At 74.1% G+C, this 25,426-nt stretch carries 28 protein-coding genes; 13 read left to right on the forward strand and 15 right to left on the reverse strand.

Annotation, left to right across the window (positions count from 1 at the left end; all coding sequences use genetic code 11):
- Positions 1-2: 2 nt before the first annotated feature.
- The 4 genes from Cco03nite_RS18765 (at position 3) to Cco03nite_RS18780 (ending at position 4,057) form a co-directional block, all read left to right on the forward strand.
- Positions 3-737, forward strand: coding sequence for a 50S ribosomal protein L36 (locus Cco03nite_RS18765; RefSeq protein ID WP_239167483.1), 735 nt, complete (start codon positions 3-5; stop codon positions 735-737).
- A gap of 239 nt (positions 738-976) precedes the next feature.
- Complete coding sequence (locus tag Cco03nite_RS18770; RefSeq protein ID WP_203693424.1) at positions 977-1,933, forward strand: phosphotransferase family protein; 957 nt, start codon at positions 977-979, stop codon at positions 1,931-1,933.
- A gap of 51 nt (positions 1,934-1,984) precedes the next feature.
- The gene (locus Cco03nite_RS18775; RefSeq protein ID WP_203693425.1) at positions 1,985-2,674 is read left to right on the forward strand and encodes a hypothetical protein; all 690 of its coding nucleotides are present in this window, start codon (positions 1,985-1,987) and stop codon (positions 2,672-2,674) included.
- Positions 2,675-2,746: 72 nt separating this feature from the next.
- Positions 2,747-4,057 (forward strand): MFS transporter, encoded by a 1,311-nt coding sequence (locus tag Cco03nite_RS18780; RefSeq protein ID WP_203693426.1) that lies wholly within the window; start codon positions 2,747-2,749, stop codon positions 4,055-4,057.
- Here the strand turns inward: Cco03nite_RS18780 and Cco03nite_RS18785 are convergent.
- Both Cco03nite_RS18785 and Cco03nite_RS18790 read right to left on the reverse strand, forming a co-directional pair.
- Positions 4,020-4,739 carry a hypothetical protein gene (locus tag Cco03nite_RS18785; RefSeq protein ID WP_203693427.1) on the reverse strand — a complete coding sequence of 240 codons (720 nt, stop codon included), beginning with the start codon at positions 4,737-4,739 and terminating at the stop codon, positions 4,020-4,022. The genes Cco03nite_RS18780 and Cco03nite_RS18785 overlap by 38 nt on opposite strands.
- Positions 4,740-4,861: 122 nt before the next feature.
- The gene (locus tag Cco03nite_RS18790; RefSeq protein ID WP_203693428.1) at positions 4,862-5,092 is read right to left on the reverse strand and encodes a hypothetical protein; all 231 of its coding nucleotides are present in this window, start codon (positions 5,090-5,092) and stop codon (positions 4,862-4,864) included.
- A gap of 79 nt (positions 5,093-5,171) precedes the next feature.
- On the opposite strand from Cco03nite_RS18790, the gene Cco03nite_RS18795 reads away from it, so the two are divergent.
- A complete protein-coding gene (locus Cco03nite_RS18795) occupies positions 5,172-6,200 on the forward strand; it encodes a DNA polymerase IV (RefSeq protein WP_203693429.1) in 1,029 nt (342 codons plus the stop codon).
- A 129-nt stretch (positions 6,201-6,329) separates the two neighbouring features.
- Here the strand turns inward: Cco03nite_RS18795 and Cco03nite_RS18800 are convergent, their stop codons facing one another.
- Together Cco03nite_RS18800 and Cco03nite_RS18805 are read right to left on the reverse strand one after the other, a co-directional pair.
- Entirely contained in the window at positions 6,330-6,515 is a 186-nt protein-coding gene (locus Cco03nite_RS18800; protein WP_203693481.1) for a hypothetical protein, read from the reverse strand.
- A 29-nt stretch (positions 6,516-6,544) separates the two neighbouring features.
- Complete coding sequence (locus tag Cco03nite_RS18805) at positions 6,545-7,480, reverse strand: nucleoside hydrolase (RefSeq protein ID WP_203693430.1); 936 nt, start codon at positions 7,478-7,480, stop codon at positions 6,545-6,547.
- Positions 7,481-7,592: 112 nt separating this feature from the next.
- On the opposite strand from Cco03nite_RS18805, the gene Cco03nite_RS18810 reads away from it, so the two are divergent.
- Positions 7,593-9,938 (forward strand): DUF2339 domain-containing protein, encoded by a 2,346-nt coding sequence (locus Cco03nite_RS18810; protein ID WP_203693431.1) that lies wholly within the window; start codon positions 7,593-7,595, stop codon positions 9,936-9,938.
- On the opposite strand, the gene Cco03nite_RS18815 is transcribed toward Cco03nite_RS18810, so the two are convergent.
- Genes Cco03nite_RS18815 through Cco03nite_RS18825 form a run of 3 tightly spaced genes read right to left on the reverse strand, consistent with a single transcriptional unit; the run spans position 9,935 to position 11,535 of the window.
- Positions 9,935-10,585, reverse strand: a complete 651-nt coding sequence (locus tag Cco03nite_RS18815; protein ID WP_203693432.1) for a hypothetical protein — start codon at positions 10,583-10,585, stop codon at positions 9,935-9,937. The genes Cco03nite_RS18810 and Cco03nite_RS18815 overlap by 4 nt on opposite strands.
- 49 nt (positions 10,586-10,634) lie before the next feature.
- Positions 10,635-10,979, reverse strand: a complete 345-nt coding sequence (locus Cco03nite_RS18820; protein ID WP_203693433.1) for a cupin domain-containing protein — start codon at positions 10,977-10,979, stop codon at positions 10,635-10,637.
- 55 nt (positions 10,980-11,034) lie between these two features.
- Positions 11,035-11,535, reverse strand: a complete 501-nt coding sequence (locus Cco03nite_RS18825; RefSeq protein WP_203693434.1) for a PH domain-containing protein — start codon at positions 11,533-11,535, stop codon at positions 11,035-11,037.
- A gap of 468 nt (positions 11,536-12,003) precedes the next feature.
- On the opposite strand from Cco03nite_RS18825, the gene Cco03nite_RS18830 reads away from it, so the two are divergent.
- Positions 12,004-12,807 carry an SGNH/GDSL hydrolase family protein gene (locus Cco03nite_RS18830; protein WP_203693435.1) on the forward strand — a complete coding sequence of 268 codons (804 nt, stop codon included), beginning with the start codon at positions 12,004-12,006 and terminating at the stop codon, positions 12,805-12,807.
- A 117-nt stretch (positions 12,808-12,924) separates the two neighbouring features.
- Positions 12,925-14,193 (forward strand): Clp protease N-terminal domain-containing protein, encoded by a 1,269-nt coding sequence (locus Cco03nite_RS42905; protein ID WP_203693436.1) that lies wholly within the window; start codon positions 12,925-12,927, stop codon positions 14,191-14,193.
- Positions 14,194-14,224: 31 nt separating this feature from the next.
- Here the strand turns inward: Cco03nite_RS42905 and Cco03nite_RS18840 are convergent, their stop codons facing one another.
- Positions 14,225-15,637 carry a hypothetical protein gene (locus Cco03nite_RS18840; protein WP_203693437.1) on the reverse strand — a complete coding sequence of 471 codons (1,413 nt, stop codon included), beginning with the start codon at positions 15,635-15,637 and terminating at the stop codon, positions 14,225-14,227.
- A 52-nt stretch (positions 15,638-15,689) separates the two neighbouring features.
- Complete coding sequence (locus Cco03nite_RS18845) at positions 15,690-16,670, reverse strand: LacI family DNA-binding transcriptional regulator (protein WP_203693477.1); 981 nt, start codon at positions 16,668-16,670, stop codon at positions 15,690-15,692.
- 145 nt (positions 16,671-16,815) lie between these two features.
- Here Cco03nite_RS18845 and Cco03nite_RS18850 point away from each other — a divergent pair, with 145 nt between their 5' ends.
- Positions 16,816-17,802, forward strand: a complete 987-nt coding sequence (locus tag Cco03nite_RS18850) for an ROK family protein (protein ID WP_203693438.1) — start codon at positions 16,816-16,818, stop codon at positions 17,800-17,802.
- A gap of 114 nt (positions 17,803-17,916) precedes the next feature.
- Here Cco03nite_RS18850 and Cco03nite_RS18855 read toward each other — a convergent pair whose 3' ends face one another.
- A complete protein-coding gene (locus tag Cco03nite_RS18855) occupies positions 17,917-19,032 on the reverse strand; it encodes a sigma factor (protein ID WP_203693439.1) in 1,116 nt (371 codons plus the stop codon).
- Positions 19,033-19,128: 96 nt separating this feature from the next.
- Between Cco03nite_RS18855 and Cco03nite_RS18860 the strand changes: the two genes are divergently transcribed.
- Positions 19,129-19,911 (forward strand): SHOCT domain-containing protein, encoded by a 783-nt coding sequence (locus Cco03nite_RS18860; RefSeq protein ID WP_203693440.1) that lies wholly within the window; start codon positions 19,129-19,131, stop codon positions 19,909-19,911.
- Here Cco03nite_RS18860 and lexA read toward each other — a convergent pair whose 3' ends face one another.
- Genes lexA through Cco03nite_RS18885 form a run of 5 tightly spaced genes read right to left on the reverse strand, consistent with a single transcriptional unit; the run spans position 19,912 to position 23,065 of the window.
- The gene (lexA, locus tag Cco03nite_RS18865) at positions 19,912-20,541 is read right to left on the reverse strand and encodes a transcriptional repressor LexA (RefSeq protein ID WP_203693441.1); all 630 of its coding nucleotides are present in this window, start codon (positions 20,539-20,541) and stop codon (positions 19,912-19,914) included.
- Between the two features lie 48 nt (positions 20,542-20,589).
- Positions 20,590-21,201: a nucleoside/nucleotide kinase family protein gene (locus Cco03nite_RS18870; protein WP_203693442.1), complete on the reverse strand. Its 612-nt coding sequence runs from the start codon at positions 21,199-21,201 to the stop codon at positions 20,590-20,592.
- Between the two features lie 13 nt (positions 21,202-21,214).
- A complete protein-coding gene (locus Cco03nite_RS18875) occupies positions 21,215-22,327 on the reverse strand; it encodes a threonine aldolase family protein (RefSeq protein ID WP_203693443.1) in 1,113 nt (370 codons plus the stop codon).
- 50 nt (positions 22,328-22,377) lie between these two features.
- Complete coding sequence (locus tag Cco03nite_RS18880; RefSeq protein ID WP_203693444.1) at positions 22,378-22,602, reverse strand: helix-turn-helix transcriptional regulator; 225 nt, start codon at positions 22,600-22,602, stop codon at positions 22,378-22,380.
- On the reverse strand, positions 22,595-23,065 hold the full coding sequence (locus tag Cco03nite_RS18885; protein WP_203693445.1) for a hypothetical protein: 471 nt from the start codon (positions 23,063-23,065) through the stop codon (positions 22,595-22,597). The genes Cco03nite_RS18880 and Cco03nite_RS18885 overlap by 8 nt, the downstream gene beginning before the upstream one ends.
- Positions 23,066-23,438: 373 nt before the next feature.
- On the opposite strand from Cco03nite_RS18885, the gene Cco03nite_RS18890 reads away from it, so the two are divergent.
- The 3 genes from Cco03nite_RS18890 (at position 23,439) to Cco03nite_RS18900 (ending at position 25,384) form a co-directional block, all read left to right on the forward strand.
- A complete protein-coding gene (locus Cco03nite_RS18890; RefSeq protein WP_203693446.1) occupies positions 23,439-23,690 on the forward strand; it encodes a dsRBD fold-containing protein in 252 nt (83 codons plus the stop codon).
- Positions 23,687-24,340 (forward strand): flavodoxin domain-containing protein, encoded by a 654-nt coding sequence (locus Cco03nite_RS18895; protein ID WP_203693447.1) that lies wholly within the window; start codon positions 23,687-23,689, stop codon positions 24,338-24,340. Before Cco03nite_RS18890 ends, Cco03nite_RS18895 begins: the two co-directional genes overlap by 4 nt.
- A gap of 129 nt (positions 24,341-24,469) precedes the next feature.
- Positions 24,470-25,384, forward strand: coding sequence for a serine hydrolase (locus tag Cco03nite_RS18900; RefSeq protein ID WP_203693448.1), 915 nt, complete (start codon positions 24,470-24,472; stop codon positions 25,382-25,384).
- Positions 25,385-25,426: the final 42 nt, after the last annotated feature.

Consider the following 25,426-nt stretch of genomic DNA (forward strand, 5'->3'; position numbering starts at 1 on the left):
CGGTGAGTCTCACCGCGGAGCCGATGCACGCCCGTCCCCGGCCGCCGGAGCAGCTCGAAGCGCTGTTCGGCGAGGGCTGGCCGGAGTTCATCTTCCACGACCCGGAGACCCGGCTGCACATCGGACGGATCCGCGAGCTGTTCGCCGGCCTGGAGCTGGTGCTGCTCGACGGCGACGAGCCGGTGGCGGCGGGCTGGGCGGTGCCGCTGTGCTGGAACGGCGAGGTGTCCGACCTGCCCGCCGGGTACAACGACAGCCTCGCCCGCGCCCTGGCCGCGTACGACGCCGGGAGCACGCCGGACACGCACGCCGTGCTCGCCGCGCAGGTGCACCCCGACCGGCAGGGCGCCGGGCTGGCGGCGCGGCTGCTCGCCGCGCTCTGCGAGGACGCCGCCCGGCGGGGCCGCACCCGGGTGATCTGCCCGGTCCGGCCCACGCACAAGGCCCGCTACCCGCTCACGCCGATCGAGCGCTACCAGGCCTGGACCCGCCCCGACGGGCTGCCGCAGGACCCGTGGCTGCGCACCCACGTCCGGATGGGCGCGCGGGTGCTGGCCGCCGCGCCCCGCTCGCAGGTCATCACCGGCTCGGTCGCCGACTGGGAGAGCTGGACCGGGCTGGCCCTGCCCGACACGGGCGACTACGTCATCCCCGAGGGGCTGAGCACCCTGCGCGTCGACCGCGAGGCCGACACCGGCGTGTACGCCGAACCCAACGTGTGGGTCCAGCACCGCTGATCTCAGCTACCCAGTGCCACGGATCGGTCACTCGAAGTTCATATACCAGCCATACGGATGTATGCACGATACCGCATACAGTGCTTCACTGGGCTTTGTGGACGGCGAGCCGACTGCGCCGGTCGCCAGGTCCGCCGTCGGCAGTCACTCCGGACGGTAGACCGGCGCGGCACGCGCGTTGCGCAACGCGCTGGTCGGCTCGACGTTCCACGGGCGGCGGGCGTGGCAGAATCTCGCGGATGCGCAGCCCCACGCAGCCCGAGCTGACCCTGGCCGACGTCACGGCGAAGGTGCGGGCGGCCTTCGGGTCCGGCCCGGCGGTCACCGACAGCGCCGAGCTGTCCGGGGGCGGCTTCGCCGCGGTGTGGCGGGTGCGCCTGTCCGACGGCCGCGACGTGGTGCTCAAGGTCGGCCCGTCCCCCGAGGTCCCGCTGCTCACCTACGAGCACGGCATGATCGCCTGCGAGGCGGACTACTTCCGGCTGGTGGCCGACCGGCTCCCGGACGTGCCGACGCCGCGCGTGCTGCACCACGGCGACGGCTGGCTGATCACCACGTTCCTGCCCGGCGTGCCGCTCAGCGCCGGCCGGGGCGAAGACCATGACGCGGTACGCGAGCAGCTCGGCCGCGCCGTGGCCCGGGTGCACACGGTGACCGGCGGCCACTTCGGCTACCCGGGCCCGCGACCGCGGGCGGCGACCTGGCGCGCGGCGTTCACGGCGATGGTCGAGGCGATGCTCGCCGACGCGGTGGCCTGGCGGGTGGCCCTGCCCGTCAGCGCGGACCTGATCCGCGCGGTCGTCGCGGACAGTCCCGAGCTGGACGAGGTCGACCGGCCCGCGCTGGTCCACTTCGACCTGTGGGACGGCAACGTGCTCGCCGCGGGCGGCCGGCTCACCGGCCTGGTCGACGGCGAGCGCTACCTGTACGGCGACCCGCTCGTCGACTTCGTCTCGCCGCTGCTGCTGCGCCGCGCCGAGGACGAGCCGGAGCACCCGTTCGTCCGCGGCTACGCCGCCGCCACCGGCACGCCCGTGGTGTTCGACGCCCCGGCCCGGCGCCGCCTCGCCCTCTACCGCCTCTACCTCTACCTGCTGATGACCGTGGAAGTGCCCAGCCGGGGCATCACCGACGAGTGGCGGCAGACCGGCCTGGCCCGCCTGCTGACCGAGGAGGTCGAGCGGCTCGCCCGCTGACCTGTCAACGTCGCGTTGACATGATGGGGGCCGAACCCCGACCATGGCCGCGTGATCCCCTCACCTGCCGAACCGCGCCATCGATCCGGCACCCGCCGACCCACCGGTGACCTGCCGGCCCGGTCGGGCATGCCCGCTCCCGGCGACGCCGGGCGCTGTCACCACACCGGCGCGATCGGACTGGACCTGCACCGGCGCGTGCTGGCCGCAGCCGGCGGCGACCCGGACGGGATCCTCGGCGCACTGGCGGACCTGCGGGAACTGCGTGCCGCGATCGACCATGCGGAACGGGATCTGCTGGCGGCGGCGCGCCGGCGCGGGGTGAGCTGGGCGCGGGTCGCGTCGGCGCTCGGCCTGCGGTCCCGGCAGGCCGCCGAGCAGCGCGCGGCCCGGCTGGCCGAGCAGGCGGACACCGGGAACGGCAGCAGCTGTCAACACTGCGTTGACATCGGGCCGGTCGCCGAGCTGCGCTCCGCCGCCCGCGCCGCGGCCGAACAGATGGCCGCGGACCCCTCCTGGGACGGCGTGCAGCCGCGCGCCGCGCTCGTCCGAACAGGCCTCAGCGCGGCGGCCGAAGCCCCCGCCGGAGCGCTGTATTCGCTGGTGGAGCACGCCGTCTCCGACCTGGTCGCGGTCGAGCTGGACGGCCGGCCGGTGCTGCTGCGGGTCGCCGTCGCCCGGCTGCGCCAGGCGTTCCGGGACGCTGCACCGCATGCCGTGGCGGGAGTCCGCGCGGGCTGAGGTCCACATTGACAAGCCCGGTAGCGCCGCCCAGGATGAGCCACTCCGGCTCAACTTTCAGGGAGGACCGTCATGGGCGGCGGCATGGCAGCGGTGCTCGGCGACCGCAACGCACGGCTGTTCCTCGGGGTGACCCTCACCTCCGGGTTCGGCAGCACGGCGATGTCGCTGGCCGCCTCGGTCTGGGTGCTCACGCTGACCGGCGCGGCGAGCCTCGCCGCGCTGTGCGGGCTGTGCGTCTACCTGCCGTCGCTGGCCGGACCGGTGCTGGGGGCCCTGGTCGACCGGCTGCCCCGGCAGCGGCTGCTCGTGACGGCGAGCCTGGCCATGGCCACGCTCCTGCTCACCCTGCTCGCCGTACGCGGACCCGGCCAGACCTGGCTGATCTTCGCGGTGATGCTGGGCTACGGCGTCACCTTCGTGCTGCTCGACGCGGGCGAGGCCGTGATCCTGCGGGCGGCGTTGCCCGCCGACCGGTTGGGCGGCGTGAACAGCCTGCGGATGAGCGTGCAGGAGGGCCTGAAACTGGTCGCGCCGCTGGCCGGGGCGGCACTGTTCACCCTGCACGGCGGCCGGTCGGTGGCCGGGCTGGCCGCGCTGGCGCTCGGGCTGGCCGCCGGCTGCTACGCGGCGATCCGGCCAGGCCCGCTGCCGGGTGCCACGCGTGGCGAGCGCTCGCTGCTGCGGGACACCCGCGCGGGCGTGGGCTTCCTGTGGCGGCACGCCACGCTGCGCGGCCTGGTCGGGACCGGTGCGGCGGCGGTGGCGACGTCGGGGCTGTCCAACGCGGCGGCGTACCTGGTCATCGTCGGGGATCTGGGCCGGGCGCCGGAGTTCGCCGGGGTGCTGGCCGCCGCGCAGGGGGCCGGGTCGGTGGCGGGCGGGCTGCTGTGCGGGCGGGTGCTGGACCGCCGCGGTGAGCCCACCGCGGCGTGGTGGGGCGCCGCGCTGTCCGCGCTGGGCCTGGCGCTGCAGTGCGTACCGTCGACACCGGTGGTCGCCCTGGCCCGGGTGCTGATCGGGGTGGGTCTGCCGTGGACGGTCATCGCGGCGATGACGGCCGTGCAGCGGCATACGCCCGCGGAGTTGATCGGACGGGTGGCCGCGACCGCGAACACCGTGGTCTTCGCGCCGACGGCGCTGACCATCGCGCTCGGCGCGGGCGCGGTCGAACTGCTCGACCACCGGTTCGTCCTCGGCGTCGCCGCGGCCCTCACCCTGCCGGCCGCGACGCCGCTGCTCGCCAGGCTGCGCACGACGCCCGCCGCGGCCACGGCCGGTCACCAGGACACCGGTCCCTCCCCCACCGCGGGGACCGAAGGCGCGGAACCCTCGGCCGCGGCGGTCAGTCCGCGTCGCGGAGCCGAACGCCGCGGCGGCTGAGGAACGCCAGCGAGCGCTCCAGTTTGTCGAGGTCCTCCGGCGCGATCAGCCGGGCGGTCTGCCTGCCGAACGGATGGAAGAAGCCGTCGGAGGCCAGCCTGCGCAGGAAGCCCTCCTGCTCGCGGCGCAGCCCCGGGTCGGCCTCGGGCTGCCGGGCATACCCGGCCCGGTCCCGGGCGGCCTGCCGCGGCGGGTACGCCCGGTGCCGCTGGACGAACGACGCGAACGCCTGGATCTCCTGCACCGCCGCGCCCACGCCCGCGAGCGCGGCGTCGCCGTAGTCGCACCACGGCGGCTCCTCGGCGGCGTGGGTGAGCGTGAGGTCGAGCAGCCCGTCCAGCGTCATCGTCGCCACGCACAGCGGCACGGCCCAGACGATCGCGTTCGCGGAGTCCTCGTAGCGCTGCCAGGCCAGGTCGCGCAGCCGCTCCTGGTCGGCGTCGCCGTCCGCGCCGACGTGGTCGGGCGCGTCCCAGGCCCGCTCGCTGATCCGCAGCAGGGTCAGCGCGTCGTCCCGGAACCGCGAGCCGGACCGAGCGGCTTCGGCGAGCATGCCGATCTCGTAGACGTGGGTCAGGGCGCGTACGGCTTCGATCAGTTCCGGCGACGTGGGCGCGTCGCCCAGGTCGACCACGAGTCGGAGCAGTGCTCGGTCGGATTCGGCGGCCTTCGGTCGCGGCATGTGACGCCTTGCCATCGGAGATCATCTGGGTGCAGGCAGTATCCAACATGGATCACCGGTAGCACCAGGACCGCATGCGTACACCTGGGCGCGCGCCGGGCACACCGACCCGCGTCACCGCGTCAGAGCAGCCCGGACAGGTACGCGGCATGTTCGGCGGGGTTCGGCGGCGGCCACGGCCGGGTCTGCGACGCGTCCTGCGAGAGGTCGGACGCCGAGGGCCGCGGTGGCGGCCAGGGCCGGGCGGGCGTATCGGTCGGGGCCGCGCCGGACTGCAGCAGGGCCGCCGCGCACAGCGCCACGACACCCAGCGCCAGGGCCGGTCGGGTCCGGCCGTCGGACGGGGACACCACTCACCCCCATGATCACGTCTTCCCCCATTATCCGCCGGTTCGCCCTGGCCGGCGGCGAGACCCGGGCGACGATGGGACGGTGACCGGCTGGGTGCTGCACGTGGACCTGGACCAGTTCGTGGCCGCGGTCGAGGTGCTGCGCCGGCCCGAGCTGCGCGGGCGTCCGGTGGTGGTCGGCGGCGACGGCGACCCGGCCAAACGCGGCGTGGTCAGCACCGCCTCGTACGAGGCCCGCGAGTACGGCGTGCACTCCGGCCAGCCGTTGCGGATCGCCGCCCGCAAGTGCCCGGACGCGGTGTTCCTGCCCGTCGACTTCGCCGCGTACGAGCAGGCGTCGGCGCTGGTCATGGCGGCACTGCGGGAGACCGGCGCGGTGGTGGAGGTGCTCGGCTGGGACGAGGCGTTCCTCGCCGTGGACACCGACGACCCGGAGGCCGCCGCCCGCGACGTGCAGCGGCGGGTACGGGCGGCCACCGGCCTCGACTGCACCGTCGGCATCGGCGACAACCGGCTGCGCGCCAAGCTCGCCACCGGCTTCGGCAAACCCGCCGGGGTCTTCCGGCTCACCAGGGCGAACTGGGCCGAGGTGATGGGCGGCCGGCCCACCGACGCGCTGTGGGGTGTCGGCGCGAAGACGGCGAAGCGGCTCGCCGCGCACGGCCTGCACACCGTCGCCGAGCTGGCCGCCGCCGACCCGCAGGAGCTGGCCGCGGCGTTGGGCCCGGCCACCGGCCCGTGGCTGGTGCGGCTCGCGCACGGGGAGGACGACACCCCGGTGACGGGAGCGCCGTACGTGGCGCGTTCGCTGAGCAAGGAGACGACGTTCCAGACCGACCTCGACGACTGGGCCGACGTACGCCGCGAGGTGCTGGTGCTGGCCGCGCAGGTCGCCGACGCGGTGGCGGCGCAGGACCGCGCGGTGGGGCGGGTGGTGGTGAAGGTGCGCTACGTCCCGTTCACCACCCGCACCCACGGCCACAAGCTCGACAACCCCACGACCGACCCGGCCACCGTCGAGCAGGCCGCCCTCGCGGCCCTCGCCGCCTTCCCCGCCGACCGCCCGGTCCGCCTCCTCGGCGTCCGCGCCGAATTCACCCGCACGGACTGACCCCGCCCTCCGCTTTTCAACGACGTTGGCCTATCTCATCGAAAAAACGCGCGCCACAGTCGACGTAATAGGCCAACGTCGATGAGCGGCGGAGCAGGCGGCGGGCAGGCGGCGGGCGGGCGGCGGGGGTTACTCGGCGGCCTCCTCCGAGGTGCGGCGTTCGGTGTACAGGTCGGGGCCCTGCTGGGCGCGCAGGGTGCGGATGTCCGACTCGGCCAGGATCGCCTCCGCCTGGGCCCGCGGATCGTCGCTGCCGACGGCCAGCTCCTCGGGCAGCAGCTTCTCGGCTCGTGAGGTGGTGCGCTCCTCGTCCATGCCCCACGGCTACCGCGCCGGGGCCGTCCTTAAACCCGCTGGTCGAGCCTGGTCACCCGATCGAGCAGCGCGCCGACCACCCCGCGTACGTCGGCGTCGACGACCACCTCGACCACCGGCCCGTCACCGGCGTCCGGGTCGAGATCCACCACGGTGTTGCCCCGGCTGGGGCCGTAGCCGGCGTCGACGTGGATCCGGGCGGGCCGGGTCGTCATCAGTTCGGGATGTAGCAGCGCGAGCACCGCGACCGCGTCGTGCACCGGGGTGACCGCGCCGAGGCCGTGCCGGTAGCCGCCCAGCGCCCGCGCGGTGAGCGCGCCGATCCGGCCGGACTCCGCGAGCACGGCCAGGTCGGCGTCGACGAGGCCGGTGCGCCGCGTGACGTCCAGCGGCACGAGGGTGGTCGGCACGGACACGCCGGGGTCGGTCAGCACCCGGTGCGCGGCCTCCGGGTCGAACCACACGTTGAACTCCGCCGCGGGGGTCATGTTGCCCGCGCCGATCGAGCCGCCCATCACCACCAGCCGTTCCAGCCTGGCCGCGACCTGCGGGTGCAGGGCATAGAACAGGGCCACATTGGTCAGCGGGCCGACCGCGAACAGGGTGACCGGATCGGACGCGGCGGCCACCGTCGCGGCGAGGAACTCGGCCGCGGGCCGGGCGTCGACGGCTCCCGGGGGTTCGGGGAGCACGATGCCGCCGAGCCCGCCGTCGCCGTGCGCGCCGTCCTTCTCGCCGGCGGGTCTGCGTACCAGCGAGCGGGCCGCGCCCGCGGCGACCGGGACGTCGCCGCGCCCGGCCAGACCCAGCACGGCGCGGGCGTTGCGGGTGGTCAGCTCGATGCCGACGTTGCCGCCGACGCTGGTGACGCCGCGCAGGTCCAGCTCGGGGCTGGCGCAGATGGTGAGCAGGGCCATCATGTCGTCGATACCCGGGTCGCAGTCGATCATCACAGCGCGCGCCATGCCGCCCATCCTCCCCCATCGGGTGATCGGCTGCCGCCCTGTCACGCTCACGACGCCCGGTATGCCGATTCGGACGGTTGCCAGACCCGTTGCCCCGCAACAAGGTGTCCCCATGCCCGTGCCCCGCTACGACGCCGCGCCGGTGGACCGCCCGTCCGGCCTGATCCCGCCCCCTGTCGACCTGTCCGGGGTGACCGAACTGCGCCTGCACGGCGTCGGCGGCACCACCGCGGAGGACCTGCTCGGCGACCTCGCCCCGCAGCAGGTATCCGGCGACCGCATCGCCGGCTTCTACCGCACCGCCGACCTGCCCACCCGCCACGTCGAGGCGTACTCGTGGGGCGGCCTGACCTCGCGCAGCGGCTCACGCGTGCTGTGGCTGCTGCTGCTGCCGTTCGCGATGGCCAACCTCGCCGGGTGGATGTGCACGCCGAAGACCCACGGGTCCGGCTGGCGCTTCCGGCTGCACCGCACGTTCGTGCGCTGGACCGCGCTCGGCATCACCGTGAACGTCGTGCTGATCATGGCGATGGGCACCATGGAGCTGCTGGCCTACCAGTGCGGCGGGCGCGACGACTGCGCCGGTGACAACTGGCTGCTCAGCTGGCTGCGCAGCCCGCTGCTCGCCGAGCACGCCGGGCGGCGGCTGCTGATCGGCGCGCTGGTGCCGGTGCTGTTCGTGGCCTTCCTCGCCGTGCTGACCCTGCGCAGCATCAACCGGTACGAGGAGGTGGACCCGCCGTACCAGGTGGGCAACAAGCCGCCGCGCGCCGCGACCAGCGCCGCCCAGCCGAGGCTGACCCTGGCCGACCGCACCTTCTGGGACGGCCGCCGCAGCGCCTTCGACCTCGGCTGCGCGCATGTCGCCGCGGCGCTGGCCTTCGTCGCGCTGGCCCTGGCGTACACCGGCCACGGCCTGGTGCGCGGTAGCGACCTGTCCGAACTCACCGCCCGCTGGGCGCTGCTCGCCGCGATCGGCCTGGGCCTGGCCGCGGTGCTCGGCGCGCTGATCGTGACCGCGCTGGACGAGTGCCGCCGCTGGGCGGCCGGGCTGCTGATCGGCCTGGCGGTCGCCGCGCTGGCCGCCGCGGCCGTGTTCCTGCTGGCCCAGCCCGCGATGGGGTCGGCCTGGGGCTACCTGCCGAACATGCGGTACACCGTCAACTTCGCCTTCGGCGCCATCTTCGGCGCGCTGGGCCTCACGCTGGTGTCCACGCTGCTGGGCGGCTGGAAGCGGGGCATCTTCTTCATCTTCGGGCCGTTCGTCGTGCTCGCGGTCAGCATCGCGCTGCTCAACGCGGTGATGCTGGGCGCGATGCTGCGCATCACCGACCTTTTCGGCGAGGTCAACTCGCTGACGCTGATCCCGGTGTTCGCGCCGGAGCCCGGCGAGCTGTACGTGTACCCGATCATCGCCACGCTGCACCAGTACCTGACCCTGGTGCCGCTGGCCCTGATCGTGCTGTTCGGCCTGTTCGAACTGGTCGCGTACTGGCGTGCCGGCGCGAGCCGCAAGGCCCGCGCGGTCGCCGAGAAGTACTACGCCGTCGATCGCTACCCCCAGCCCGACGGCGAGCCCGACTGGTACGACAACGCGGCCGGGCAGCGGCGCTGGATCGCGAGCGTGGTCCGGGCCCGGGTGGTCGCGAAGATGCCGCGCCACATCGACCGCCTGCTCACCGCGATGGCGGTGGTCGGCGTGATCCTGCTGGTCGCGATCCAGATCCGCTACTGGGTCTTCCACCAGCTGCCCTGGGGCACCCAGTGGACGGTCACCGCGGGCAGCTACCTCACCGCCGCGCTGCCGATCCTCGTCGTGCTGCTGCTGCGCCGGGGCTGGACCAACCTGGCCAGCCGCCGCCGCATCGGCGTGATCTGGGACGTGTGCACGTTCTGGCCGCGCGCGTTCCACCCGCTCGCGCCGCCGTCGTACGCCGAGCGGGCCGTGCCCGAGGTGCAGCGGCGGCTGTGGCGGCTGCACAGCAACGGCGGCAAGGCCGTCGTCGCGGCGCACAGCCAGGGCAGCGTCATCGCCGCGGCGGCGCTGCTGCAGCGCGACAACCTGCCCGCCGACGGCCAGTACGCGCTGGTCACCTTCGGCTCGCCGCTGCGCACCCTGTACGGGTGGGCGTTCCCGGCGTACTTCACCGACGGCGTGCTGCGCTCGCTGGAGCCGCGGCTGCTCGCGTGGCGCAACTTCCACTACGACACCGACTACATCGGCGGCGCGGCGCTGGCCGCCCGGCCGGAGTCCACCGTGGACGTGCTGCTGCCCGACCCGGAGACCTGCTGGTACATCTACGGACAGCCGCTGCCGCTGGCCCGGCGGCACACCGGCTACTGGGACGACCCGGCGGTGTGGCGCGAGGTCGACGAGCTGGCCGCGGCGCTGGCCGCCGGTCCCCGGGTGCCCGTGCAGCCCGGCCCGCCGCTGACCGAGACCGAGGTGGGGATCTAGCCGTACACCCGCTCGGCCCAGTAGACCTGCCGGTCGGGGCCGACGAACGCGACGGCGATCATGATGTCGGACAACGCGATCGGGGCGGCGGCCAGGAACCGCCGCTCCGGATCACCGTCCGGGATCGGCGGGAACATGGCGACGAAGTCGACCCCGCCCGCGGCGGGCGTCGTCGACAGGGCCGTCCCGCCTTCGCGCCACGTGTCCCGGTCGGTTTTGATATTGCCCGCGCCCCGCAGCCACGGATACTTCGCCGCGATCCGGTTCTGCACGCCGTCACCGCCGGACACCACCTCGTGCGCGCTCGGGGAGATGCCCATGACCTGCGGTGGCATGAGGTCGACGCGCTTGTCCACCACGAAGATCATGAACCAGCCGTCTTCGTCCCAGTCGGCGCCGCGCCCCGCCGGAGGCTGCCACGTGATCCGCCCGCCCACGGCCGCTCCGCCCTCGCGGAGGAGGACCTTCACCCCGTGGTATTCGATCTCCGGACCCTCGCCGGGCGGCAACTGCTCCGCTGTGGCGGCGAACGCCAGCACCTCCGGCCCATACGGCGGCCGCTCGTGCCACCACCGGTAACCGCCGTAACCGGCGGCCGCGAGGACCGCCACGATCACCCACGCGAAGATCTTCCGCCCCCGAGACATGCGCGCAGTACACCAGAATGGCGCAAGCGGCGTTGCCCCGTGCCGTACGTCAGGCCGTGGCGGCACCACCGCGCGAGCCGTAGGCGGGACCGAAGAACACCAGGAGCGACAGATCCTCGGTGACGTCCACGAACCGGTGCTCCTCCCCGGCCGGCACGAAGATCACCGCTCCGGGGCCGACCGCCGCCTCGCCGTCCGGCGTCACGATCCGGGCACGGCCGGCCGTGACCACGTAGACCTCGTCCTCGGTGTGCGGGCTCTGGTCGTCGATCCCGCCCGCCGGGATGCAGTACGTGCCCACGGACAGGTCCGGCGTCTTCAGGTGCTCCACCCAGTCGTTGGCCGTACCGGCCGGCGGCGGCGTCCACCGGCCCGCCCCTTCGATGATCTGCATGGCGGCCAGCCTAACCATCCGTCGCGTCCGCTCCGCTTGGCGTCCGCGGCGGGACTCAACCCTGCTCCAGTCCCGCACCCGCCCGGACCGCCAGCAGGTGCAGCCGCTCGGCATGGCGCTGGGCGCGCCGCTGCGTCACGGTTGCCAGCCAGTGGAAAGTGACGGTCCGGCGCTCGACGGCGGGCGAGGATGTGGCTCGTTGCGGCAGCTCCCGCGGTCCGCGACGGGCTGGTGTCGAAGCGACGACAAAATCGACCGCGGGCACGTGGTAGCGCCCTCCCATGCCGTGGGAAGCCTCGGCGATCCGGATGGCGCGCAGGTCCTGCCAGGGAACTCGCCAGGTTCGCAGCAGGCCGCGCGCCAGCAGGTGCTCCGGTCGCGCGAACACGCCCTGCGCCACGGCTCGCACGGCGAGGGTGAGCCAGACCGCGCACCAGACGGCCAGGCCCACACCCACCGCCAGGAAACCGGTGGCCGAGTCGACGTCGTCTGCGCGCACCGCGGCCACGACGTTGACCACGCCGCACCCCGCCATCCCGAGCATGCCCGCGGCCACCAGCGCATTCTGGCCCCGGCTCACGATCCCCCCATGAGTCATCCGGCCACGCTAACGCCGCCCGTCCAATCACCCGCACGACAAGCCCTCGACCGGCTCCCGCCCCCCGGTCGCATAAACGCTGGCCTATTACATCGACTGGGGCGCGATCAGAATCGGCATGATAGGCCAACGTCTATGCGATGCGCGGCCCCAACGCCCATGAAGCGCCCTGCAAGAAGTTGACCGCCACCCCGCGCCACACCCGTCGCACCTACCGCCGGCCGATCACCAGCGAGGTTCCGCACACAACCCTCAACCGCCCGTCGATGTCACGACCACCTGGGCAAACGGATCCAATGTAGGCGACCGTCCGCCGCTGCGCCAGACCCCCGAAACATCTTGCAACACTTGCGAATTGAGATCTTCACAACCGCCGTTTCAACTGATATCTATATGCGATCGATCGCCCCTGACCCGGAGGACGACTTGACCCGATCGCGCCTGCTGACCTTCACGGCGAGCCTCGCCACCGCCTTCACCGTGCTGGTCGCCCTGGTAGCCACCCCCGCCCAGGCCGCTTCCACCGTCCGCTACGTCGCCCTCGGCGACTCCTACTCCTCCGGCGTCGGCGCCGGCAGCTACACCTCCGAAAGCGGCTCCTGCCAGCGCAGCACCAAGGCCTACCCCGCCCTGTGGGCCGCCGCCAACGCCCCCGCCGCGTACGCCTTCGTCGCCTGCTCGGGCGCGACCACCGCCACCGTCAACAGCTCCCAGCTGTCCGCCCTGAGCAGCACCACCACGCTGGTCAGCATCACCGTCGGCGGCAACGACGTCGGCTTCGCCAACATCATGAAGACCTGCGCCCTCTACGGCACCACGCAGTGCGTCGCCGCCGTGCAGGCCGCCGAGGACAAGGCCCGCGCGTCCCTGCCCGGCCTGCTCGACACCCTGTACAACGCGATCCGCTCCCGAGCCCCCAACGCCCGCGTCGTGGTCCTCGGCTACCCGGTCTTCTACCAGCTCGGCACGACCTGCGTCGGGCTCAGCGCCACGTCCCACGCGAAGATCAACGAAGGCATCAACCTGGTGGACGACCTCACCCGGGCCGCCGCCGGCCGGCACGGCTTCGTCTTCGCCGACGTGCGCTCCATCTTCGTCGGGCACCAGCTCTGCAGCGGCGACAAGTGGCTGCACGCCCTCAACTTCGCCAGCCTGGGCATCTCCTACCACCCCATGGCCACCGGCCACTCCGGCGGCTACTACCCCGTCTTCCGCACCGCCGCCGCCTGAAAGCCCCAAGGAAGGGCACCTTCTCAACGCTCCGCGTTGCAGAAGGTGCCCTACCCATCGCACGGGGCCACGTGAGCAGCAGGACCGTGGCATGATCCCCGACCGGAGAGGGAGATCATGTTCGAGTTGCTCACCGCGCAGTCCCGCCAGGCGATCGTCACCGCGCAGTCCGTGGCGCTGTCCCTCGGCCACGACACGATCGACAGCGGGCACCTGCTGTTCGGGCTGCTCGGCGCCGAGGGCTCGGTGGCCGCGGCGGTGCTGACCGCGCAGCTCGAAACCGGCGCGCTGCACGAGGCGTACGTCGCCCTGCGGCCACCGGTCCCCCGCGACCGCCCGATCCGCCACCTGCCCTTCGCCGACGATGTCAAGCGGCTGCTGGACCTGGCCATACGCGAGGCGGTGAGCCGGCGCGACGACGCGCTGACCACGGCCCACCTGCTGCTGGCCGTCTCCACCTGGCCCGGCAGCATCGGCGGCAGGACCCTGGCCGCCGTCGGCGCGACACCGGCGGCGCTGCGGGCCGCGGTGCTCACGAAGACCGGCGAGGACGACGTCGCCGAGGAGCCGCTGCCGCTGGGGCACCTCCAGTTCGACACGTCCGTGCCGGCGCCTCGCCGCCTCGGCCCGCGCCTGACCGCCACCCTGGCCTGGTATGCCGCGCTGGCCCTGCTGCTGAAGGCCCTCGCCTGGCCGGACGCCGGCTGGCCCGCGGTGGGCGCGATGCTGCTGCCGGCCGTCTTCGCGGTCGGGCTCGGCACGGTGCTCAGCGGCCCCAACCTGCACCGCCTCATCCGCACCTCGGTGGCGGCCCCGCCGCCGACGCGACTACCCGCGCCGCTGGCCGAGATGCTGGCCGCACACGGTATGCGCGACGTCGAGGTGCGGATGCGCGCCTCGGCGGACTGGCACGGGTTCAGCCTGCGCACCGCCGCGCGGACCCGGCTCGGCGTGACCACCTACACCGCGGCCCGGCCGCACCTGCCGTTCATGCTCGCCCACGAGGCGGCCCATCTGGTACGCGACGACCGCCTGATCCGCATCGTCGGCACCTCGCTGTGGCTGCTGCTGTGCGTATGCGGGCTGGCCGCCATGAACGCCCCGGCGCTGGCCGTCGCGCTGCTCGGCGGCCTGGCACATCACACCGCGACCCGCTGGTCCGCCGAGTTCGCCTGCGACGCCGCGGCCGCGCGCTGGGCCGGCCCGGCGGCGACCCGGGCGTGGCTCGACGAGTCCCGGCGGCGCTCGGCCGCCCGGCCCGGGTTGTCCGGCAGGCTGCTGTGGTGGTGTGTCTGGGCCGACCGCCCACCGCTGCGCCTCGCGGCGGCCAGGTTGGCCGGAGCGGGCGCGACCGCACGGGCGGCCGAACCCGCCGCGCCTCGCTGACCGACCCGCCCGTTGCCGAGCCGCCGGCTGCTCAGGCCCAGCCGCCGAGGATCTCCGCCCGCTCACGCAGGTGGGCATCGCGCGACTTCTCGGTCACCGAACGCGTGATGGCGCGGCGGCCGCGCAGCGCCTCGACCGCCAGCACGATGTCCTCCCACTCGCTGGGCAGCCGATCGTCGAGGTCCGCATGGTCCCAGGCGTCCAGCACGAACAGTTCCCGCGCCGTCTCCGGCAGGCCCACCGCCTGCTTGAGCTGCGTACCGTCGAGGAACACCCGGTCGCGCTCGGCCCGGCCGGCGGTCAGCGCCACCATCAGGGCGTCCAGCCGTCCCCGCACCGCCACGGGCCGCACACCCAGCCGGACGACACCGTTGGGCAGCGTGACCTGCTCCTCGCCGGAGGCCTCGGCCAACCGTTCGGCCTCCTCCCCGCCGAGCAGCTCCCGGCTCAGGCTCCACTGCGGACCCGCGGGCAGGCCGAAGCCGAACCGGTGGAACTCCAGCTCCACGTTGGCATCGGCGAGCCCGGTCGTCACCGACTGGAACACCAGGCCGTCCGTGCCGCCCGGGACCGCGAAGCCGGTCAGGCGCATCGCCGCGCAGTAGTAGTTGGCGTTGGTCCACATCGGCCCGAGCCCGTCCTCGAAGACCTCGTCCAGTTCCGTGAGCGAGACCGGCGCCCCCGCCGCGACGTCGAGCACCGGTGCCTGCTCCAGCAGTGCCCGGACCCGCTCCGGCAGAGGCGGCACGATCAGGCCGAGCCGGTCGAGCAGGGTCCGGGCCGCGACTTCGCCGACGGCGGCGGCCAGCCGCTGGGCGGTGCCCCGGGGATCGGTGCGGAACAGCGCGCCGACCGCCGCGACCCCGACCTCGTCGGCGGCCTCGGCCCGCTGGGCGAGCAGCCGGTAGCCGGGCTCCGGATGCCGCACGACCCACCAGCCCAGCACCTCGGTGTCGCAGCCGGCCGACCGCCACGTGCGGGTGTCGAGCTGCTCGGTGACCGCACGGACCCGCGCCGCGATGTCGAACGCCTCCGGCGCGCCGGAGGCGAGCAGGCAGGGCAGCACGCACCAGGGCACGTTGTGCAGCACACCGTGCTCGTCGACGCGGTCGGCGAGCCACGGCAGGACGCCGCCGCCGTACCGTTCCATCAGGGCGATGTTGTCCTTGCCCCGGACGTGGAACCGCCACCGCAGCCGCCGCGCCTGCGCGACGAACTCCGCCGCGTCCGCCAGGCTCACCAGCGCGGCCCAGGTGGTGTCGGACTCCAGCACGTGGCGGCCGCCGCTGATCGCGCCGGTCCCCTGCTCGTACACGGTCCGGCCGGCGAGCCACTGCCGCGCCGTGGCGAGCGGCATCAGGCCCCGGGCATCGTGCTCGGGCAGGCAGGCGTCCTTGATGGCGGCCCGCAGGCCCGGCCCGAACGTCGACGGTCCGACTGACATGATCGGCACCCTAACGGCCGCCGCCGACATCCGAAGACCGGCGTCGGGGCCGTCAGCGGGCGGGGGCCAGGCCGCGGTCCAGCAGTTCCGTGGGCAGCACGACGGTACGCGGCCGCGACCGGTCCCCGTCGATACGGGCGAACAGCAGCTGGGTGGCGCGGCGGGCCAGCTCGCGGGTGTCGTACCCGATGACCGTCAGCGGCCTCGGCATCAGGTGCGACAGCTCGAAGTCGTCGAAGCCGACCAGGGCGGCGTCGCTGCCCCGCCGCCACAGCTCCTGGACCGCGCCGACGGTGATGCGGTTGTTCAGGGCGAGGAACGCGGTCGGCGGGCTGGGCTGGGTGAGCATGTCGGCGACGGCGGCCGCGGCGGTGGCCGGGTCGCGTACGCCGCCGCGCACGAGTGCGCCGTCGTAGCCGATCCCGGCGTCGGCGAGGGCGTCCTGCGCGCCGGCGAGGCGCTCGCGCATGGTGTGCACGTCGACCGTGTCCAGCAGCACCCCGATGCGGCGGTGCCCGTCGGCGACGAGGCGGCGTACGCCGTTGCGCGCGCCGCCGCGGTTGTCCAGCAGCACCGCGTCGGCCTCGATGTTGGTGCCGGGCCGGTCCAGGAACACCACCGGGATGCCCATCTCGACCTGCGAGTTGAGGAACGAGTGGTCGCAGCCGGCGGGCACCACCAGCAGGCCGTCGACGCGGCGGGAGCACAGGTCGCGCAGCAGCTGCTCCTCGCGGACCGGGTCCTCCTCGGAGGACGCCGACAGCAGCAGGGTGTCGCGCTCGCGGGCCATCTCGGCGGTGACGTGGGCGATGGTGGAGTAGAACGGGTTCGCCAGCTCCTCGATGATCAGGCCGATGGTGGCGCTGGCCCGGCCCGCGCGCAGCGCGCTGGCCATGTGGTTGCGCTGGAAGCCGAGTTCGGCGACCGCGGCGAGCACCCGGTCGGCCATGGCGCGCTGCACGTGCGGCTCGCCGTTGACGACCCGGGACACGGTCTTGAGGCTGACTCCGGCCAGCCGGGCCACGTCGACCATGGTGGGGCGGCGGCCGGCCCGGGCCGGGGCTTCGCTGTGCTCGCTCGTCACGGCAGGAACGGTACCTGGTACCCGAGGGCGGGGCGGCGACGGCCGGACAACGTTGTCATACTCTCTTGCAACGCCCCGTCCTCCAGGAGCCCCCATGCCGCACCACGCTGCCGGACCGCTCGCGCTCGCCGTCGACATCGGCGGCACCAAGATGGCCGCCGGACTCGTCGACGCCGACGGGACCGTGCTGGCCGCCGACCGCATCCCCACGCCGCGCCCGCTGCCGGGCCCGGACGCGGGCGAGCAGGTGTGGGCCGGGCTGTCGGCGATGCTCGACGGCCTGCTCAAGGCCACCGCCGACCGGCCCGTGATCGGGGTCGGCGCCAGCACCGCCGGCCCGTTCGACCTGGCCGGGGCCACGGTGAGCCCGGTCAACATCACCGCCTGGCGGGGCTTCCCGCTGGTCGACCGGCTCGCCGCGCAGGTGCCCGGCGTGCCGGTGCGGCTGGCCGGCGACGGGGTGTGCGCGGCGATCGGCGAGCACTGGCGCGGGGCGGGCCGCGGGCACGACGACCTGCTGGTGCTCGTGGTGTCGACCGGCGTCGGCGGGGGGCTCGTACACGGCGGGCGGCCCTTCACCGGCCGGTCCGGCAATGCCGGGCATGTCGGCCACATGGTCGTCGACCTCGACGGGGACGACTGCCCGTGCGGCGGGCGCGGCTGCGTGGAGGCGATCGCCAGCGGACCGAGCATGGTCCGGTACGCGCTGCGCGAAGGCTGGCGGCCGGCCGGCGACGGCACCGCCCGCGACCTGGCCGACGCCGCCCGCTCCGGCGACCTGGTGGCTTTGCGCGCGTTCACCCGCGGCGCCGACGCCCTGGCCGCGGGCATCGTCTCGGCCGCCGCGATGTGCGACCTGAACCAGGTGGTGATCGGCGGCGGCGTCGCCGGCGCCGCCGACCTGCTCTTCCCCCCGCTGAAGGAGGCCCTGGCCCGCTTCGGCCGCCTCGGCTTCCTCCAGCACGTCACGGTCACCCCTGCCCAGCTCGCCGGCGACGCCGGCCTGATCGGCGCCGCCGCCCTCATCCACTCCCCCGACCCCTACTGGCCCGGCACCCCACCCCCACCCCCACTGCATTGATCATGAAGTTGTGGCAACGACACACCGCCGAGCCGTGCCATAAGTTCATGATCAACCCGGCGGGGCCCGGGGCCCGGGGCCCGGTGGCGGGCGGGGGCGGGGGGCGGGGGCGGGTCAGGTGGGGTCGAAGAGGGCTAGGCGGGGGTCGGCGGCGAACTGGGTGACGGACATGCCCAGGGCGGGGTTGCGCTGGCTGGAGGGTTGGGCGGCGAAGGGGTCGGGGGTGTTGGTGATGGTGACCATGACCAAGGTGTGGCCGGTGTAGACGACGACGGTCCAGAGCTGGGCGTCGGGGCCGAGGGCGAAGCCGGCGCGGCGGTCCTCGGGCTGCTCGCGCACTCCGTACTGCTCCAGGACCGCGCCGCTGTCGAGTTCGGCGCTGAAGCCGCACCAGGTGAGGCGCTCGCAGTGGCTCAGGTCGGGCACGTACGTGGTCGGCGCGGCCGAGATGGTCAGGGTGCCGTAGCCGTTGCCGTTGACCAGCTGCAGGCTCACCGTCAGCGCGCCGGGGGCGAGGGCCGGGTCGGGTAGCGGGGCCAGCTCGCGCGCGTCCCCGCCGTCGGCCAGGCCGAGGTCGTTGCGGCGCAGGCCGAGCGGGTTGACCCGGGTGAGGATCAGCTCGGCCATCAGGCAGGCGTAGCGCTCGGTCAGGGCCGCGTCGGTGGTCACCGGCTCGGCCTGGGCCAGCGGCATCGCGCCGGACAGCACCGCGAACCGGTCCACCCCGGAGCGGCCCCCGGCCTGCGGCGGCGCGGGCGGCACCGGCGAGCGGGTCAGCGACGGCAGGGGCGTCGGCCCGGGGACCCCGGCCATGCAGTCGACCTCCTCGGGTGGCGGCGTGCCGCCGGGATCGGGCCGCAGCATGATCACCGCGAACCCGCCGCCGACCGCGAGCGCCACCGTGAGCAGCGTGCTGACCGCGAGGTCGCGGCGGCGCAGCCGCCGTCCGGCGGCCACCAGCTCCGCCGTGGCCAGGCCCAGCGGCGGCTCGGGACCTTCGGCCGGCTCCCCGGGCTTGTGCCGGCGCAGCGCGCGGAGCAGGAAACGCTGGGCGTACGCCTCGGGCGGCTCGTAGCCCAGCGCCGGCCAGCGCCGGTACAGCCGCAGCAGGGTGCGCCGGACCAGTTCCTCGGCCACCGCCCAGTCGCCGCACCGCTCCCGCGCCTGCCGCCGCAGCGCCGGGGCCAGCGCGGTGGCGAACTCGGCGTACTCGTCCTCCCAGGCACGCATTCCGACAGTTAACACAATGGATGTGACCTGGCGGCAGGTCTTCCCGGTTGGTGGGTGACTGCTAACCTCGCAGCCCTGTCCACGGGAGGAACAGCCATGACCGACGCCGCCGCGCCCCAGCCTGCGCCCACTTCGAAGCAACGCCCGGCCGGAGTGACCGCGGCAAGGTGGCTGCTCATCGCCGTGGCCGCCGCCTACCTGGTCGACGCCATCATGATCATGGCGGGCTCCGGGGAGTACCCCGCCCGCGTGCGCGCGGCCATGGCGGAGTCCGGGGTCGATCCCCGAGCCTGGGACTTCGTCAGCGGGCTCACGAGTGCGCTGCCGGTGGTGTCGGCCGGATTCGGCGTCGTCGCGGCCGCCGTGGTGCTGCTGCTCGCGCTGGCGGTCGGCCGGGGCGCGTTCGTCGGGCGCATCCTCACCTGGATCGCGGTCGGGTTCGCCCTGCTGTGCAACGTGTGCGGGCTCGGTTCGGCGGGCACGCCCGCGTTCAGCAGCGTCGGCTACCTCACCGCGTACAGCCGCGACAGCTCGGGCATCCACACTTTCGCCCAGCGGCTGCCCCAGGGCTACCCGGACTGGTACTTCTACGGCAGCCTGGCGCTGTTCGGCTTCGGCATGCTGGCGCTGATCGCCGTCGCGGTGCTGCTGGCCCTGCCGCCGGCCAACGCCTACTTCCGGCGTGCGCCCCGCGTCCTTGCCGCCCCCTACGGCTACGCCGCCCCGGGCCACCCCGCCCAGCAGTTCCCGGCCGCGCCGCCGGCCTCGCCCACCTTCGAGCAGCGCGCGGAGGCACTGGCCACGCTGGAGCGCCGCCGCGAGCGGGGCGAGCTGACCGACGATCAGTACGCCGCCGAGCGCGCCCGCCTCGACGGCTGATCACCGCACCCGGCGTACGACCGCCACCACCTTGCCCAGCACGACCGCGTCGTCGCCGGGGATCGCTTCGTACGCCGGGTTGCACGGCACCAGCTCGACGTGCCCGCGGCTGACCCGGTACACCTTCACGGTCGCCTCGCCGTCGATCATCGCCGCGACGATCTCCCCGCTGTGCGCGGTCGGCTGCTGGCGGATCACCACCACGTCGCCGTCGCAGATCGCCGCGTCGACCATCGAGTCGCCGCGCACCCGCAGCGAGAACAGCGTGCCGTGGCCGACCAGGTCGCGCGACAGCGTGAGCGTCTCCTCCAGGGACTCCTCGGCCAGGATCGGCCCGCCGGCGGCGATCGTGCCGAGCAGCGGCACCTGCACGGTGGCCACTCCGCGCTGCTGGGGGATGCCGTCGTCGTCCAGCGGCAGCCGCACGCTCAGCGCCCGCGGGCGGCCCCGGTCGCGCCGCAGCAGACCTTTCTCCTCCAGCTCGCGCAGGTGGTACGCGACCGACGACGACGCGGCCAGGCCGACCGCCCGGCCGATCTCCCGCAGCGTGGGCGGGTAGCCGCGACTGGTCACGCCGTCCTGGATCACCTCGAGGATGCGCCGCTGCCGCTCGCTGAGCTTCGAATGCACCCTGGCAGGCTAACGGACCATGTCCTCATAAGCCGCAAAGCGGGCGGGTCAGGCGCGGTGCAGGTGGAGGTCGGCGTGGACCGCCGTGGTCTCGACGAGGCGGGCGTTGGCCTCGTCGCTGCGGTACACCCAGTCGCGGGCGGCGTCGGGATCCAGGCCCTTGGCGTGCTGGCGGGCGAGCAGTCCGTCGACCCGGGGGCCGTCGTCGGCGGACAGGTAGACGGCGAGGTCGAGCAGCTGACGCACGCCGTCCCACGGCGGGGTGTCCAGCAGCAGGTAGTTGCCCTCGGTGACGATCACCTCGGCGGCCGGCGGGACGGGGATCGATCCGGCGACGGGCTCGTTGAGGACGTGGTCGAACGTCGGCGCGTACACCGTCTCGCCGGTCGCCTCGCGCAGGCGGCGCAGCAGCGCGGCGTAGCCGGCCGCGTCGAAGGTGTCCGGCGCGCCCTTGCGGTCGGCCCGGCCGAGCCGCCGCAACTCCGCGTTGGCCAGGTGGAACCCGTCCATCGGCACGACCGCGGCGCGGTCGAGCTTCGCGGCCAGCTCCTGGGCCAGGGTGGACTTGCCCGCGCCGGGCGCGCCGGCGATGCCGACCAGCAACCGGCCCGGCCGGGTCGCGCGCAGCCGGGCCACCTCGTCGAGCAGCGTCGTGAGCATCACGGCCAGTCTCTCAGCCCGCTGCCGCGGCGGCCAGTTCCAGCAGGGCGAGCCCGGCCGCGGTGACGTCGCCGGCGGTCCACTCCAGCGCCGGGGCGGCCACCGTGATCTCGGTCATCGCCAGGCCCGGGGTCCGGTCGGTGAACACGTTGGCGAACCAGGTCTTCTGCTGCTCGGCCAGGGCCAGCACGGCCTGGTTGAGCGCCGCGGCCGGGCCGGGCAGCCACAGCTGGAACTGGTGGGTGTGCGGCTGGTGCGGGAACACGCGCGCGCCGGGCAGCGCGGCCAGCGCCGCGGCGACGGTCTTCGCGTGCGCGACGTACTCGCCGAGGCGGGGCAGTTCCCGGTCGAGGCCGGCCAGCGCGGCCAGCACCGCGGGCCACTGCTGGAACAGCTGCCCGCCGTAGCGGTGCCGCCAGGCGCGCGCCTGCGCGGTGAAGTCCTCGGCCCCGGCCAGCAGCGCGCCGGACAGCCCGCCGAGCGTCTTGTACAGCGAGACGTACACGCTGTCGGCCAGCCCCGCCACGGTCGGCAGGTCCCGGCCCAGGTGGAACACCGACTCCCAGAGCCGGGCCCCGTCGAAGTGCACCTTCGCCCCGCGCGAGCGCGCCGCGGCCACCAGCGCGTTCAGCTCGTCCCAGGTGGGCAGCAGGAAGCCCGCGTCGCGCAGCGGCAGCTCGACCAGCAGCGTGCCGAACGGCTCGTCGAGGTCGCGCACCTCCTGCGCGGTGGGCTGGCGCGGCTCGGTCGTCGGCCACACCCCGCGCAGGCCGGTCAGCGTCTGGTAGGCCCGGCGCTCGTGCACCTCCAGGTGCCCGAGCGGGTGCAGGGCGACGGCCCGGTTGCCGGTGCGCTCGGCCCAGCAGCGCAGCGCGACCTGCTGGGCCATGGTGCCGGTCGGGAAGAACACCGCGTCGGGTTTGCCGAGCAGCCCGGCGACCCGCCGCTCCAGCGCCGCGACCGGGCCGCCGCCGTAGAAGTCGGGGCGGTCGTCGAGCCCGTCGTAGTCGACGGCGGCGAGGTCCGCGAGCCGTTCACGCAGGGACGGCGTGCGGTGGCCGGACAGGATCCGGTCGCAGCCGCGCATCGTCCGCCAGCGGCGTTCCGCGGGATCCTCAGCAGCCATCGGGCCATGATGCCACCACCCGGCGCGAACCGCGGGCGGCCCCGGCATCCTCAGCCGGCGTCTCCCGGGTACTGGAACACGTCGTCGAGCGGCACCTTGAACACGCGGGCGATCTGGAACGCCATCTCCAGCGACGGCGAGTAGCGCCCCTGCTCGATGGCGATGACGGTCTGCCGGGTGACGCCGACCCGTTCGGCCAGCTCGGCCTGGGTCATGTCGCCGTGCTCGGCGCGCAGCACCCGGATGCGGTTGGTGACCCGGGTCGGTTTAACCATGGAACGCCCCGCGGTAGGCCCGGATCCGGGCGATCGCGCCCCAGGTCGTGCCGACGGCCCCGAGCAGGAACAGCACGTTGCCGATCCAGAACTGGTCGGCCCGCACCATCGCCAGCACCAGCACGGCCGCGGCCCCGAACCCGAGCACGTTCTGGGCGATGCGGTCGCCGTGCCGGACGATCTCCCGGTCGCGCACGTCGGACTCGGTATGGCCGTCCCGGGCGAACATCGCCGCCACGATCGAGCCGAGGATGGTGCCGACGAAGGTGGCGCCCATCGCCCACAGCATCGGCGTCACCCAGGCGATCTCGGCGACGGGCTGGCGCCACAGGCGCGGGACGACCACGGCGAAGTACGCCAGCGACGTGGCGGGCACGAGGATCGCCATGCACCAGGTGTTGCGTTCTTCGAACGTGGTCGGGACGCGGTCGGTGTCGGCGGGGGCGGGCTTGCAGGAGGTCATGGCAGATCCTCTCGGTCGACCCGACGATGTAAAGAATACTTGACATCGCTGGTACGCCGGAGCGTACACCATGTCAGCCATCCTTTACCTCACCGCTTGCCGAACATCCACCGGATGGCGGCGATGAGCAGCGCGATTCCGAGCACGGTGCCGAACACACCGGCGTACACCTGTTCGCTGGACACACGCACACCTTAGTGAGCGGGGACCCGCCGCGCCGCGACCACGTCGCCGGGCGCGGCGGCCGCGATCGGCCAGAAATGCCCTTTGTGCAGGCCAACCGGCCCAACCCGGGCGGCGCGGGCGCGACAATGGCAGGGGCGGCACGCGACCTGACGGCGTGTCGGCGCGTGACTGCCGGGAGGCCGGGCCGATGAGCACGAAGCACTGGACCGTCGACATAACGATCGACGACGACGGCTCCGGCCGTACGCAGGCACACGCCCGCCTCGACGCCGGCGGCGCGCCGACCGCGCTGCGCGGCGACGGCAGCGCGGTGCGGACCCGGTTCGACGAGGACGTGCCCGTGATCGGCGACGAGCTGGCCGCCGGCCGTGCCCTGGTGGAGCTGGGACAGCGGCTGCTCGCGCAGGCCGACGCCGACCTGGAGCGGACCCCGGCATGACGACCGCTCCCGCTCCCGCCCCCACCACCGCGCCGCCCCTGCTGGAGCCGCCGTTGCAGCGCCTGGTCATGGCGCAGCTGGACGAGCTGCCCGAGGCGCTGACCGGCCAGACCGGCCCGCCCCGGCGCGTGCTGGTGGCCGCCGCCTCGAAGTACGAGGCGACCGCGGAGATCGCCAACGCCATCGCCAAGGTGCTCGAGGACCGCGGCTTCTCCGCCACCGCCTGCGAGATCGACCCGTCGGTGCAGGTCGACGGCTTCGACGCGTTCGTCATCGGCAGCGCGGTGTACTCCGGGCACTGGCTGCAACCGGCCCGCTGGTTCGTGCAGAGCCACGCGGCGGTGCTGTCCACCCGTCCGGTGTGGCTGTTCTCGAGCGGCCCGGTCGGCGACCCGCCGATGCCCGACGAGGACCCGGTCGACGTCACCGCCATCGCCGAGGCGACGCTCGCCCGCGAGCACAAGGTGTTCGCCGGGCGGCTCGAACACAGCCGGCTGAGCATCGCCGAGCAGGCGCTGGTCGTGGCGCTGCGCGCGCCCGAGGGCGACTTCCGGGACTGGGACGCGATCCGCGGCTGGGCCGAGGGCATCGCCGAGGCGCTGTCCGCGTCCGGACCGACCACCATCACCGGAACGATCAGCCTGGACTGACCCGGTTCGCGGACCCTACGACGCCCCGACTTGGGGCATCATCGACGGCGTAACCGCACCCCCGCCCTGGACCGCCGACGCGCACCCCCGCCGCCGGCCACCGCTCCGCATCCCCCGGAGAACCCCCTCATGACCGAGCACACCCGTCGACGCGCCCTCCTGGCCGGCGGCGCGGGCGTGGCCGCGCTGGCCACCGGCGGCCTCTGGCTGGCCGGCCGCGGCGGCGCGGACCCCGGCACGGCGGCGGTCTGGCACGAGCCGCCCGCCCCGGCCGACACCGCACCGGTCGCCGTGCCCGCCCAGCCCGGTCCGCCGGGCGTCGAGCGCGCCCGCGTGCTGACCGCGGCCAACGCCGGCGACCTGGTCAAAATCACCACCAGCGGCTGGTACAGCTGGGCGCTGATGGACCGCGGCACCGGCGAGATCGTCGGCTCGAAGAACCTGCACGAGACGAACATGACCGCCTCGATGATCAAGGCGTGGCTGGCCGCCGACTACCTGCGCCGCGCCACCGAGGCGGGCCGGACACCGAGTGCGGCACGGTTTGCCGAGATCACCAAGCTGATCCGCGACAGCGACAACGCCGTGGCCACCCTCCTGTGGAACGAACTCGGCGGGCGGGCCACGATCACCCGGCTGATCTCGATCTGCAAGCTGACCGACTCCGCGGCCGGGCCGGACTGGAGCAAGACCCAGCTGTCGGCCCGCGACACCTGCCGCATCGCCCACGCCATCGGCACCGGCGCGGCGGCCGGCCCGACCTGGACCGAGTACCTCATCGGCGAGATGCGCGCGGTGCGCGGCACCGGAAACTTCGGCATCCGGCGCGCCTTCCCGGCGGCGGAGCAGTCCAGGATCGCCATCAAGAACGGCTGGGTGTGGCGTCCCGCGCCGTACGGCTTCTACAACGTCAACTGCCTGGCGCTCGGCGACGACTGGACCATGGCCGTGCTGACCCGCTACTCCTCCGGCGGCGAGGCGCACGGTCGCGCCATCGGCCAGTCGGTCGCTACGCAGCTGCGCACCCTGTCCGACCTGCTCTGACCGGATCGGTGACACGGCCGTCTATATTGTCGACGGGCGCAC

Origin of the sequence: Catellatospora coxensis, from assembly GCF_016862635.1 — a bacterium.
Lineage (GTDB): Bacteria > Actinomycetota > Actinomycetes > Mycobacteriales > Micromonosporaceae > Catellatospora > Catellatospora coxensis.

Excerpts from the sequence above, each read along its gene's own strand:
- Cco03nite_RS18770 (WP_203693424.1), top strand. The coding sequence starts at position 977 with ATGCGCAGCCCCACGCAGCCCGAGCTGACCCTGGCCGACGTCACGGCG.
- Cco03nite_RS18780 (WP_203693426.1), top strand. The coding sequence starts at position 2,747 with ATGGGCGGCGGCATGGCAGCGGTGCTCGGCGACCGCAACGCACGGCTG.
- Cco03nite_RS18785 (WP_203693427.1), bottom strand. The coding sequence starts at position 4,739 with ATGCCGCGACCGAAGGCCGCCGAATCCGACCGAGCACTGCTCCGACTC.
- Cco03nite_RS18800 (WP_203693481.1), bottom strand. The coding sequence starts at position 6,515 with ATGGACGAGGAGCGCACCACCTCACGAGCCGAGAAGCTGCTGCCCGAG.
- Cco03nite_RS18805 (WP_203693430.1), bottom strand. The coding sequence starts at position 7,480 with ATGGCGCGCGCTGTGATGATCGACTGCGACCCGGGTATCGACGACATG.
- Cco03nite_RS18810 (WP_203693431.1), top strand. The coding sequence starts at position 7,593 with ATGCCCGTGCCCCGCTACGACGCCGCGCCGGTGGACCGCCCGTCCGGC.
- Cco03nite_RS18815 (WP_203693432.1), bottom strand. The coding sequence starts at position 10,585 with ATGTCTCGGGGGCGGAAGATCTTCGCGTGGGTGATCGTGGCGGTCCTC.
- Cco03nite_RS18820 (WP_203693433.1), bottom strand. The coding sequence starts at position 10,979 with ATGCAGATCATCGAAGGGGCGGGCCGGTGGACGCCGCCGCCGGCCGGT.
- Cco03nite_RS42905 (WP_203693436.1), top strand. The coding sequence starts at position 12,925 with ATGTTCGAGTTGCTCACCGCGCAGTCCCGCCAGGCGATCGTCACCGCG.
- Cco03nite_RS18840 (WP_203693437.1), bottom strand. The coding sequence starts at position 15,637 with ATGTCAGTCGGACCGTCGACGTTCGGGCCGGGCCTGCGGGCCGCCATC.
- Cco03nite_RS18845 (WP_203693477.1), bottom strand. The coding sequence starts at position 16,670 with ATGGTCGACGTGGCCCGGCTGGCCGGAGTCAGCCTCAAGACCGTGTCC.
- Cco03nite_RS18850 (WP_203693438.1), top strand. The coding sequence starts at position 16,816 with ATGCCGCACCACGCTGCCGGACCGCTCGCGCTCGCCGTCGACATCGGC.
- Cco03nite_RS18855 (WP_203693439.1), bottom strand. The coding sequence starts at position 19,032 with ATGCGTGCCTGGGAGGACGAGTACGCCGAGTTCGCCACCGCGCTGGCC.
- Cco03nite_RS18860 (WP_203693440.1), top strand. The coding sequence starts at position 19,129 with ATGACCGACGCCGCCGCGCCCCAGCCTGCGCCCACTTCGAAGCAACGC.
- Cco03nite_RS18870 (WP_203693442.1), bottom strand. The coding sequence starts at position 21,201 with ATGCTCACGACGCTGCTCGACGAGGTGGCCCGGCTGCGCGCGACCCGG.
- Cco03nite_RS18875 (WP_203693443.1), bottom strand. The coding sequence starts at position 22,327 with ATGGCTGCTGAGGATCCCGCGGAACGCCGCTGGCGGACGATGCGCGGC.
- Cco03nite_RS18880 (WP_203693444.1), bottom strand. The coding sequence starts at position 22,602 with ATGGTTAAACCGACCCGGGTCACCAACCGCATCCGGGTGCTGCGCGCC.
- Cco03nite_RS18885 (WP_203693445.1), bottom strand. The coding sequence starts at position 23,065 with ATGACCTCCTGCAAGCCCGCCCCCGCCGACACCGACCGCGTCCCGACC.
- Cco03nite_RS18890 (WP_203693446.1), top strand. The coding sequence starts at position 23,439 with ATGAGCACGAAGCACTGGACCGTCGACATAACGATCGACGACGACGGC.
- Cco03nite_RS18895 (WP_203693447.1), top strand. The coding sequence starts at position 23,687 with ATGACGACCGCTCCCGCTCCCGCCCCCACCACCGCGCCGCCCCTGCTG.
- Cco03nite_RS18900 (WP_203693448.1), top strand. The coding sequence starts at position 24,470 with ATGACCGAGCACACCCGTCGACGCGCCCTCCTGGCCGGCGGCGCGGGC.